This is a genomic window from Pseudoalteromonas sp. bablab_jr011 (genome assembly GCF_016464045.1).
In the GTDB taxonomy this organism is placed as follows: domain Bacteria; phylum Pseudomonadota; class Gammaproteobacteria; order Enterobacterales; family Alteromonadaceae; genus Pseudoalteromonas; species Pseudoalteromonas lipolytica.
In genome coordinates, this window is sequence record NZ_JACDWU010000241.1 from 1 (window position 1) to 283 (window position 283).

A 283-nucleotide genomic window follows, 5' to 3' on the forward strand; every position below is an offset into this window, starting at 1 on the left:
AAGTCAGCAATCAACGGTTTGATATCGTTCTCCAGCACGTCCTTTGAAGTGCAAGTGACGACGAAATCATCGGCGTATCCTATAAAGTTGGCTCTCGCCCCATTTTTAAGTGCGGTGGACTTTATGCGTTGCTCAAGACCTACAAGAGTCATCAGCATCAAGGTTGGAGATATGATCCCGCCTTGTGGTGTTCCCTCGTCAGTGCGATAGAACAGCCCTTTGTCCATAAAACCAGACTTTAACCATTGTTCCAACATTCGTTTATCTACAGCTATATTATTCA

1 protein-coding gene is annotated in these 283 nt (G+C 44.5%); it reads right to left on the reverse strand.

From position 1 onward, the window contains the following. Positions 1–283 (reverse strand): reverse transcriptase domain-containing protein (locus JIG41_RS14545; protein ID WP_312000530.1); only part of this gene is annotated, 283 nt, incomplete at both ends.